Origin of the sequence: Leucobacter sp. wl10, assembly GCF_003569785.1 — a bacterium.
GTDB lineage: Bacteria > Actinomycetota > Actinomycetes > Actinomycetales > Microbacteriaceae > Leucobacter.
The window spans coordinates 71747-81069 of sequence record NZ_KZ984001.1 but is presented as its reverse complement, the minus strand read 5'-3'; the positions used below and the strand labels follow the sequence as shown (position 1 = coordinate 81069).

The 9323-nt window shown below is 69.1% G+C and carries 9 protein-coding genes; 3 read left to right on the top strand and 6 right to left on the bottom strand.

The annotated features are described in order from the left end of the window. Positions 1–211 precede the first annotated feature (211 nt). The 3 genes from D1J51_RS18205 to D1J51_RS13315 all read left to right on the top strand — a co-directional run bounded on the left by D1J51_RS18205 (position 212) and on the right by D1J51_RS13315 (position 1639). On the top strand, positions 212–520 hold the full coding sequence (locus tag D1J51_RS18205; protein WP_119075941.1) for a transposase: 309 nt from the start codon (positions 212–214) through the stop codon (positions 518–520). Then, complete coding sequence (locus D1J51_RS13320) at positions 517–1191, top strand: DDE-type integrase/transposase/recombinase (protein WP_162903840.1); 675 nt, start codon at positions 517–519, stop codon at positions 1189–1191. The genes D1J51_RS18205 and D1J51_RS13320 overlap by 4 nt, the downstream gene beginning before the upstream one ends. A gap of 64 nt (positions 1192–1255) precedes the next feature. Continuing rightward, complete coding sequence (locus D1J51_RS13315) at positions 1256–1639, top strand: VOC family protein (protein WP_119075937.1); 384 nt, start codon at positions 1256–1258, stop codon at positions 1637–1639. Here D1J51_RS13315 and D1J51_RS13310 read toward each other — a convergent pair. The 6 genes from D1J51_RS13310 to D1J51_RS13285 are packed head-to-tail and all read right to left on the bottom strand — an operon-like array spanning position 1630 to position 9313. Next, positions 1630–2091, bottom strand: coding sequence for a DUF4913 domain-containing protein (locus D1J51_RS13310; RefSeq protein WP_119075936.1), 462 nt, complete (start codon positions 2089–2091; stop codon positions 1630–1632). The two genes, D1J51_RS13315 and D1J51_RS13310, sit on opposite strands and share 10 nt — an antisense overlap. Next, positions 2088–3866 (bottom strand): type IV secretory system conjugative DNA transfer family protein, encoded by a 1779-nt coding sequence (locus D1J51_RS13305; protein ID WP_119075934.1) that lies wholly within the window; start codon positions 3864–3866, stop codon positions 2088–2090. The genes D1J51_RS13310 and D1J51_RS13305 overlap by 4 nt, the downstream gene beginning before the upstream one ends. Beyond that, positions 3863–5422 carry an ATP/GTP-binding protein gene (locus D1J51_RS13300; RefSeq protein WP_371414092.1) on the bottom strand — a complete coding sequence of 520 codons (1560 nt, stop codon included), beginning with the start codon at positions 5420–5422 and terminating at the stop codon, positions 3863–3865. Before D1J51_RS13300 ends, D1J51_RS13305 begins: the two co-directional genes overlap by 4 nt. Beyond that, positions 5419–6930, bottom strand: a complete 1512-nt coding sequence (locus tag D1J51_RS13295) for an SCO6880 family protein (RefSeq protein WP_205547894.1) — start codon at positions 6928–6930, stop codon at positions 5419–5421. The genes D1J51_RS13300 and D1J51_RS13295 overlap by 4 nt, the downstream gene beginning before the upstream one ends. 8 nt (positions 6931–6938) lie before the next feature. Then, on the bottom strand, positions 6939–8591 hold the full coding sequence (locus D1J51_RS13290) for a TrbL/VirB6 family protein (protein WP_119075959.1): 1653 nt from the start codon (positions 8589–8591) through the stop codon (positions 6939–6941). After that, positions 8591–9313, bottom strand: coding sequence for a DUF8175 domain-containg protein (locus tag D1J51_RS13285; RefSeq protein WP_119075932.1), 723 nt, complete (start codon positions 9311–9313; stop codon positions 8591–8593). The genes D1J51_RS13290 and D1J51_RS13285 overlap by 1 nt, the downstream gene beginning before the upstream one ends. Positions 9314–9323 lie beyond the last annotated feature (10 nt).

Below are 9323 nucleotides of genomic sequence, written 5' to 3'. Positions count from 1 at the left end.
CTTGCGAGATCGGGTAAAAACAGACTGACAGTCGAACGAATCCCCGACGGTTCCGGTCGAGGGAACAGCGCCGAGTTCTTGGATACGGTCGGTATAGACCATGGCCGTGTAGTTCGACCCGTGATCAGCATGATGGATGAGCGGGACTGCTGCACGGAGAGGTGACATCTGATCTGGCTTGCCCGAGGGGTGGGTCTGGAAGGATGTTGTTGTGCCAAAGCCATACCCGAGTGAGTTCCGTGACGATGTTGTGCGCGTCGCGAGGAACCGCGATCCTGGAGTGACGATCGAGCAGATTGCGAAAGATTTCGGCGTTCACCCGATGACGTTGCAGAAGTGGATGCGTCGCGCCGACATCGACGACGGCGCCAAGCCTGGCAAATCGCGGACTGAGGCGGCCGAGATCCGTGAGCTGCGCAAGCGGAACCGTCTTCTGGAGCAGGAGAACGAGGTTCTGCGTCGGGCGGCGGCGTATCTGTCGCAGGCGAACCTGCCGGGAAAAGGCTCTACCCGCTCGTGACGGAGCTCGCTGATGCAGGAATCCCTGTGACGGTGACGTGTCGGGTACTCAAGCTCTCCCGCCAGCCTTACTACCGATGGTTAACGAACCCCATTACCGATAGCGAGGTGGTGGAGGCGTATCGTGCGAACGCGCTGTTCGACGCTCACCGTGACGACCCCGAGTTCGGGCACCGGCTCCTCGCCGACGAAGCGCGTGACGCCGGTGAGGCAATGTCGGACCGGACCGCGTGGCGTATCGCCTCCGCGAACGGCTGGTTCAGTGCGTTCGGCAAGCCCAAGCGCGGCAAGGGACGCCGTCCCGGACCGCCGGTTCACGACGATCTGTGCGCCGTAATTGACGGGGACGGCAGGACCCGGCATGTGTTCGCGGCCGACGCACCGAACGAGCTGTGGCTCGTGGACATCACGGAGCACAAAACCGTCGAAGGCAAGCTCTACTGCTGCGCGATCAAAGACGTGTTCTCCGGTCGGATCGTGGGGTACTCGATCGATTCCAGGATGAAGTCTCGCTTGGTCGTGCAGGCGCTCGAGAACGCCGCCTTGATGCGCGGCGATGTCGCCGGTTGCATCGTCCATAGCGACATCAACGAGATTCCCGGCCAAGGACTCGTCACCTACGTCACCGACCCCGGCGGCACCCTGCTCGGACTCCGACAGCCAGCCGGATGAGCAGGACACCAGACGCCGCGTCATGGATCGAACCACGCGAAGAACCCGCTGAAGGGACTGCCTTATGATCACCGGAGCGAAGAAGGTCAGAGTCGGTGTCGCCGATCAGAATCAGGCCAAGGCCTTCTGGGTCGACAAGTTGGGCGCTGAGATCGCCCAGGATGAAGCGTACGGCGATGACAGTCGTTGGCTGAAAGTGCGGCTCCCTGATGGTGTCGTGATCCTTCTGGAATCCCGGAGAGATGATGCTCCTGACGCCCCTGATGGGCAACCGAACACTCCTGTGTTCCTGGCCTGTGACGATCTCGACACGACGTACCGCGACTTGTCTTCCCGAGGTGTGGAGTTCGTGCAGGAGCCTGTGGATCTTCCGTTCGGTCGCTGGGCATTGTTCACCGATGGACAGGGCAACCGCTTCGCGTTGCAACCCGTCAGCGATCAGAAGTAGAAGTAGCTGGCGGAGTTCGTTCGTGTGTCGACGAACATGCCGGCAGGGGGCGCCGAATACGGCAACGGCTCCCCCTGCTCCGTACGATCGCGCGAGTCGGCGAAAGGGCCATCGGGCGAGAGCAGCACCGCCATGTGATGATCGGCGTGATCGCGCCACCACACGCTCATACCAAACGACGGCTCGAGGCGCAGCGCCTCCCACGCGCGCCAGAGGGCCTCGAGGCGACTGATCGCCTCGGGCGAGCGCCACCATTCAGCTGCCCAGCGATGCGGCCCGGAGGGGCCGACCCTGCGGACGTAGACGTAGCGCAGTTTCTCCCGCACAAACTCGTCGACCGAACCGAAGAACAACTGCGGCTCGGCCGACGCCGCTGCCGTCTCTTCGCCGGGTGCCGCTGCCGGCTGCTGCTGTGAGGTCGGCTCGTCATCCCATTCACGCACGCCGCTCACGAGTCTCCCTCTCCCGGATCGTCATCGCCTGGCGTCTCGGGCAGCACCGTCACGGCTGCCGGGTCGTGCGCCGCGATCGATGCGCGAACCGCCGCCGCGTGCGGGCCGGCCATCCACGGCGTGGTCTCGAGCAGCGCCGCCCGCGTGCCCGAGGCCAGCATCACCGCGCGACCGCGCGGCAGCGCCGCGAGCTCCGCCGCGTCCAAGATCCGCTCGCGCCGCAGCTGATGGTTCGTCGACCGCACCCCGCGGTTGTAGGAAACAGAGGACGTCTCCTTGTCGTAATCGCCGATCAGCTCCGCGAGCTCGCGGAGGAAATCGGCCTCGGAGATCCCGCCCAGATAGAGCTTCACATTCGACGCGCTCCACAGCTTCCGCATCCCCTCGCGCCCGAACGCCACCTGTCCCTGCGCCCAGGACTGGAACACCGACAGGATGACGATGCCCCGAGAGCCGTAGTGCGAGTACAAGTCGGGCAGATCGCTCCACCGGCACACGTTCGCCGCCTCGTCGAGCACGACGAGCATCGGTGTCGCCAGCCGGCCGCCCGGCTGCCGGGTCGCATGCTCTTCGGCTGCCTCCACCAGGGCGGCCGTCAGCGCCGTCACCAGCGCGCCCGCCGACCCCTGCCCCTCGCGCGAGAGCGAATAGAGCGTGTCAGAGCTGCGCACGAAGGCGTGCGGATCCAGCTGCGGCCGAGGATCGCTGTCGGCGTCCCCGCCTATCGGTGTCACCCACTGGGCGATCGAACGGATCTTGAGGCAGGCCGCCATCTGCCGCGCGGTGCCGTAGACGCCACTGCGCTGCTTCTCCGGGGCCATGATGACCCCCTCGACGTCGGCCGCGATGAGGTCGTACTCGTGCTGGCGCAGCACGTCGACCGGCGCCTGATTCGTCGGCTCGCTCAACCACTCGAACACTTGCGTGATCGGTCGCCGCTGCAGCGCGGCCGCGAGTAGCATCCCCGCGAGCAGATCGCGGCCAGCCGGCTCGAAGTACGCATCCTGCACGGCACCGTCCGCGCGTGCAGCCGAGGCGAAATGCTCGGCCAGGCGGTACGCGCGCACGTCGTCGACGACATAGGTCAGCGGATTCCACCACCAGCTCGGCGGCTCGAGCGCGATCCCCTGTGGGTCAAAGATCAACACCTGCCCGACGAGGCATCGGAGATCTCGGGTCGCGTCCACGACGTCGCGCTTGTTCGACGTCGTGATCACCGCGCCCGGCGCCTCGAGGATCGCCGGGATGACGAGCGCCGACGTCTTCCCGACTCGCGGGCCCGCCAACACGATCATGACGTACTCCCAGAGCGCGTACAGCGGCCGCCCGCCAGGGATCGAGCGCCCTAGCGGGATCCCCGGCGACGCGGCGACGCCGAGCCGCTGCGCCGTGCGCTGCGCGCTGCGCCGGCCGAGTTCCTCGAGCTCGCGGCCGCGCGCCAGGTACGTCGCCGCCCGATCCGCGCGCGACTGCCGGCGGCGCGCCCGCAGTACCAACGCGGCGATCAGTCCGAGCAGCACCACGATCATCACGGCGAACACCGCGGTGCACGTCACCACGGCCGGCGACCAGGTGAAGCGGCCGCGCAGCGCGCCGAACAGCAGCTCGAAGGGATTCCCCGGCAGCTCCGGGTTCGAGCCGTCGATCCGCGAGCCGAGCGTGAATCCCGCCCACATCACGGCGAGTGCGGCCGCGAAGACCACGACGATCACGAGGATCAGGATCGTCGTCGCATCGAACCTCCCCGGCTCCGCTCTCCGATTCGGCTGGCTCACGCCGCACCGCCTCCCTCAGCGTCGACGAGCTCGCCCTCGGTCACCTCCGCGACAGAGAGGTTCGTGTGCCAGAGTGTGTTGGTGTCGTTCACCTCACGCTCGAGCTCGAGCAGCTCGACCTTGAGCGGGATGCCGGGGTGCCCGCCCACTTTCACGAGGAAGCGGCCGCGGCCGGGAGGCTCCGCCTCGACCCCCGTCGACGAGTCCCATGCCGGCGGATCCTGCCACGAGATCAGGATCTCCTGCTCCGCACGCGAGAGCGGCTTCGCCGCCGTGAGCATCGGCATCTCCGCGCCCGGCAGCCCGCCAGCGATCAGCATGCCGGCCCGCTCCACGAAGCCCCGCGCCTTCATCCGCTCCTCCTCCGTGGGGAGCGCGAGCAGATCGCTCATCGTGTGCGAGATCATCGCGAGACCGACGCCACGCGCCCGGTTCAGGCGGGTCAAGCCGTCGACCCGGTCGACCATGCCCCGGCCGGCGCGCAGAGCCCGCCACAGCTCGTCCAGCACGACGAAGTAGTGCCGGCGCGGTTCGAGACCGGCATCGGCCAGGGCGTTCGAGACATTCACCGCGCCGAAGCCCGACGACCAGCACGCGAGCAGGATCGCGGCCTGCAGATCCGTGTCGGAGTCGTCGATCGAGGAGACGTCGTAGACCACCGGCCGGTCGCGCATCATCGGCACATCGGTCTGATGCGCGAACGTCTCCCCGAGGCGGCCGCCCGAGGTGAGACTGATGAGCGAGGCCTCGAGGTTCTCCGTGATCTCCTTGTAGCGGTCGAGACTCCCCCGGTCGAGCGCGACGTCGCGCACCTCCTGCGGCGCCTCCTGGATCACCCGGAGGAGATCCCCGAGCACCGGCACCCCGTCGTGCTGCTCATCGAGCACCTTGAGCGCCCGGTCGATGATCGACTCCTCGCGATCGGTCGGGGGCTCCTTCCGCAGGATCGTGAGCAGCGCCGACACCATCGTGTGCCGGCGCCCGTGCGCATCGGCGAGCACCTGCTGCCGCTCCTTCTCCTTGCCCGCCTGCCGCAGTCGCTCGGCCGCTTCGTGCGCCTCCCCCGGATCCAGCACGTTCAGGTGCCCGCGACCCCGGCCGAGCTCGATCACCTGCCCGTCGAGCGCGCGGATCAGCTGCACATAGTCCGGCTTGAGATCCCCCAGCACGAGCGGGATGTACCCGAAGCCGGCACCGCCGCCGGTCATGCGGCGGATGACCGTGGACTTCCCGAGCCCCGGCAGCCCGAGGACGAAGCACGACGGGTTCGAGATCAGCCCGCCCATGAACCACGAGATCGGGTCGGCGCAGACCGTCGCCCCGGTCGAGAGGTGCAGACCGAGCGGCACGCCGACGATCGGGGTGCCGGCGCCCACCGGGTACGGCCACAGCCCGCACACCTGCCGTGTGGTGCCCCGGTACTCGACCACCGGCTCGAGGACGCTCGCGCGGCCCGCAGCTGGCTTCCACCAGCCGCGCGGCCCCGGACGCCGCAGCCGCGCCCCCGTCTCGGCCGGCTCGCTCTGCTCGGCCGTGCGCTTCTTCCGCCGGCTCACAGCTGCTCCCGAATCGCGATTGGCACCTGCAGATGCTTCGGCAGCACCAGGCCCAGCGGCAGCGCGGCCGCGAACGCCGAGTCCTGCGAGCCGTACACCGGCCGCAGCCGCAGCCGCGCCGTCGCCGACAGGTTGTCGACCGCCGCTCGTGCATCCGAGACCCGGTCGACGTCGGTCACCGTGGCGGTGACGAGGATGCCGAAGTTCACCAATCCTGCGCCGCTGGCCTCTTCCTCGGCCGTTGCGAGGGCCGCACGCACGCTCGCGAGATTGTGGGCGTTCGGGCGATCCGTCGAGGTGAGGTTGAATGACGCGGCGCGCGCATCGGCGTCGACGATCGCCGCCGCACGGCCGGGGTCGATCGGACGGTACAGCAGCGTCACGCGCTTGCGCGCAATATCGCGGTGCGGGGCGAGCAGCCGCATGAGGATGTTCGAGGGCACATTGCCGCGCGGCGCGGTGCTCATCATCCACGACACCGACACCGCCGAGTCGTGCCGGTAGCTGCCCCAGGCCGCCTGATGCGCGGCCGGGCCGACCTCCGGCCACGGGATCTCCGGCGGCTCCCCCGCCATGTTCGCCTCGTCGATCAGGATCGCCGCCGCCGGATCGTAGGCGATGCGGATCACCTCGCACATCTCCTGCGCGCTGAGCGGTCGCGCGGCGCCGGCGCCGGTCGCGCCGAGGCTCTGCGTGAGCCCAGGGATCCGCGCCGCGAGCTCCCGGCCCATCTCATCGGCGCTGCGCTTGCGCCCACCGGCCCGAGCCGCGGCCGAGAACGTGAGTGCGACGTAGGCCCGTACCACCGCCGACCCCGAGGGGTAGGCGTCGACGATGCCGTGCAGCAGCTGGCGGGAGAACGCCGGAGTGCCCTCCTGCATCCGATCCTGCACCTGACGCCGTAGCCGCAATCCCGTATCCGGCGCCGTCTCGATCGTCACTGACGCCGCCTCGAGGCCCGGCTCGTCGCCGACGTGCGCCAGCCACATGCCCCACTCGGCGACCCAGATATCGATCTGCTCCTCGTCGACGAGCGACGACCCATCCGGGTCGGTCACGAGCACCACCGTGTAGTCGGCCGACGAGGGGAGGTGGATCAGCGCGAAGGGCCGCTGATACGAATCGTGCCACTCGGTCAGCCGCGACCCGGCCGCGAGCCCCGGCAGCTGCACCGTGCCCCAGTCGGCGCGGCCGAGCGGCCCCGAGCGGTAGAGATGGTGCCGCTTCCTGCGTGTTCTCATCCAGCCGATCCTTGTCGTGATGCGGGCGAGCGTGCTCTGCCCGTGCTTGTCCCGGAGCGCCGTCATCAGAAGCAGCAGCCCCACGACGGCCATGACGACGAAGCCGGCGAGGAGGTTCGCGGCGATCGTCACGATGACGGCGAGCATCATGCCGCCGAGCAGGATGGCCGTGCCGATCTGCCCGAGCCCGAGCAGGCCAGCGGTGCGCGGGCGCGTCCAGTTCCCGTAGCTGCGCGGCCGTCGCTGCGGTTCTGCCTGCGTCGTCATCCAGACCCCTACGACCCGCTCGGCCCGCCGGTAGCGTCGCCGGCGGCGCCCTCGAGCCCCGACTTGGCCGCGCCCGCCGCCTTACCAGCGGCCTGCACGCCCATGATCCCGACGGCGACGGGGATGCCGACGCCCGTCGCGGCTGCGCCAGCCGCGGCGCCGCTCGCCGCACCTGCGCCGCCGCCCGCAGCGGCCCCTCCGCCAGCTGCAGCGCCACCGCCCGCAGCTGCGCCTCCCCCGCTTGCGGCGGCGCCGCCGGTCGACGCTGCACCGGCGCCTGCCGTAGTGCCGCCTCCGCTGCCGCCACCGCTCGAGGCGGCACCGGACTTCCCGGTCGTTCCGGGGCCGCCAGAGGATCCCGACGGCCCGGACGATCCCGACTGGCCCGCCGTCGACGGGCCGCCGGCAGACGAGCTCACCGTCGACGAGCTCGTACGCGAGATCGCGCCCGTCGCCGCCTCGAAGCCGGCCGCGCCCGCCATACCCGCCATCGCCAGACCGCCCGCTCCCCCGCCGATGACCGCCGACGTCATCGGCATCACGAAGCGCAGCAGCGCCGGCAGCGCGAACAGTGCGACGAGCATGAGTCCCATGCCCGTGATGATCGACACCAGGCCAGAGCCGCCAGCGCCGAAGGCGTCGCTGCCGACGAGCCGAAAAGCGGCCGCGTAGACCAGCGCGGCCGCGGGCTTGTAGAGCAGGAACGCGAGCGTCCACCCCACCGCGCGCTGGAACCAGGTACGACCCATCTGCGTGTTCGTGAAGCTCGCCGTCAGCGGCAGCACGCCCGCGAGCACGACGAGCAGGCCGCCGCGGATCACCATGAGCACGACCTGCGCGACGGTCATGAGAAACGCGATCACCGTGAGGATGAGCACCGCGAGGAGGCCGATCGGGGAGGTCGCCGAGAGCGCGATCATCGCGTAGATGTTCGTCCCGAAACAGTTGGACTCCCCCTGCTCGGTCACATCGCAGCCAGTGCTGCTGTTCAGCACCCACACCGAGAAGGCATCCGTCAGGGTGGCCGCGATCGTGATGAACGTGAGGCCGGCCCCCGAGACGACGATGAGCGTGATGATGCTCTGCAGCAACTCCTTGCCGGGGTTCGCCCGTTGCTCCCAGGCCATGCGGATCGCGCCGATGATGACCGACAGCACCGCGAGGGCGCCGACGTAGTACCAGAGCGAGTTCTGCATGAAGCCCGTCGCACTGACCGAGCCGCCGGGGGCCGAGCTCGGCAGCAGGAAGGCCACGATCGAGGACGCACCCGAGATCAGCGCCACCGCGCCGAGCACGATGCCGAGCCGTCCCGTAAGCACGGAGCCGCCTCCGCCCCCGCTCGCGCCGCGCCAGATGAACAGCGCTGCGACGCCCAGTATGGAGAGCACGCACAGCGCCAGGCCGATGTACTGGACGTAGCCGAGGATCGTGGTGAGCCCCGCCGATTCCGGCGGAGTGCCGCCGCCGGCCGAACCTGAACCCGCCGTCAGGATCGGGGTCGGCAGCTGCACCCACACCGTGCCGACGCTCGCCACCGCCGTCCCGAAGCTCTCCAACGCCCGGTTCGTGAGTTCCTGCAGGGTGTCGTTCGCAGCCGCAGAGATGACGTCCTCGAGGCCCTCGCGAGCCTTGCAGACGAAATCGAACGGTGCACAGGCCATCAGGCCCCACCCCACGGGGTGTATCCACCGAGATTCTGCAGCTCGGCAGGGGCCAGCGGCATCTGCCCGGTATCGTCGAAGACCGCCTTCCAGTCGCCGTCCTCCCACACGAGCCGGAGTGGAACGCTGACGAGCCGCCCGTCGCTGTAGTTGAGCACCAGGTCGATCGTCGCGTTCGTCCCGTCGTACTGGCCGATCTTGTACCCGGCAACCTGAGCTCGATAGCTCGAGGTCACCCCATCGGGTGATTGGCTCAGGAGCTGCTCGAGGGCATCCTTGCCCGGCCCCTCGGCCACGAGCTCAAGCAATCTCTGACTGAGCATCGCGTCAGTTCCGGTCGCGAGGAAGTTCACTGCCGCATACAGAGCGCCTTCCGCGGTGTGTGCGAAGCAGGATCGGAACCCATCGTCGACGGTGCCCGGCCCCACGGCCGGATCCGTCGGGGCCGCGATCGTTCCGACCAGCTCCCACTCGACGTCGGGCGCCTGGGTGAGCGAGCTCTCCGTCTCGAACGCCTCGAGCCCGCACACGCTCGCATCGGCGGCCGAGACCGGCGGCGTCGACGTCGGCGAGTCCGTGGGCGGTGCCGAGGTCGGCGGGGAGACCAGGTTCATCACCAGCACGAAGATCCCCAGCGCCGCGATGACGCCGACCACGACCGCCGCGGCGATGAACCCGCGACGCGCGAAAGGACTGGTCGAGCCGGAGTCGTCGGTGCTCATGATCGTTCCT

Bases quoted from the DNA above. Each gene is read 5' to 3' on its own strand.
- D1J51_RS13290 (WP_119075959.1), bottom strand. From the start codon at position 8,591: ATGGCCTGTGCACCGTTCGATTTCGTCTGCAAGGCTCGCGAGGGCCTC.
- D1J51_RS13285 (WP_119075932.1), bottom strand. From the start codon at position 9,313: ATGAGCACCGACGACTCCGGCTCGACCAGTCCTTTCGCGCGTCGCGGG.
- D1J51_RS13315 (WP_119075937.1), top strand. From the start codon at position 1,256: ATGATCACCGGAGCGAAGAAGGTCAGAGTCGGTGTCGCCGATCAGAAT.
- D1J51_RS13295 (WP_205547894.1), bottom strand. From the start codon at position 6,930: ATGACGACGCAGGCAGAACCGCAGCGACGGCCGCGCAGCTACGGGAAC.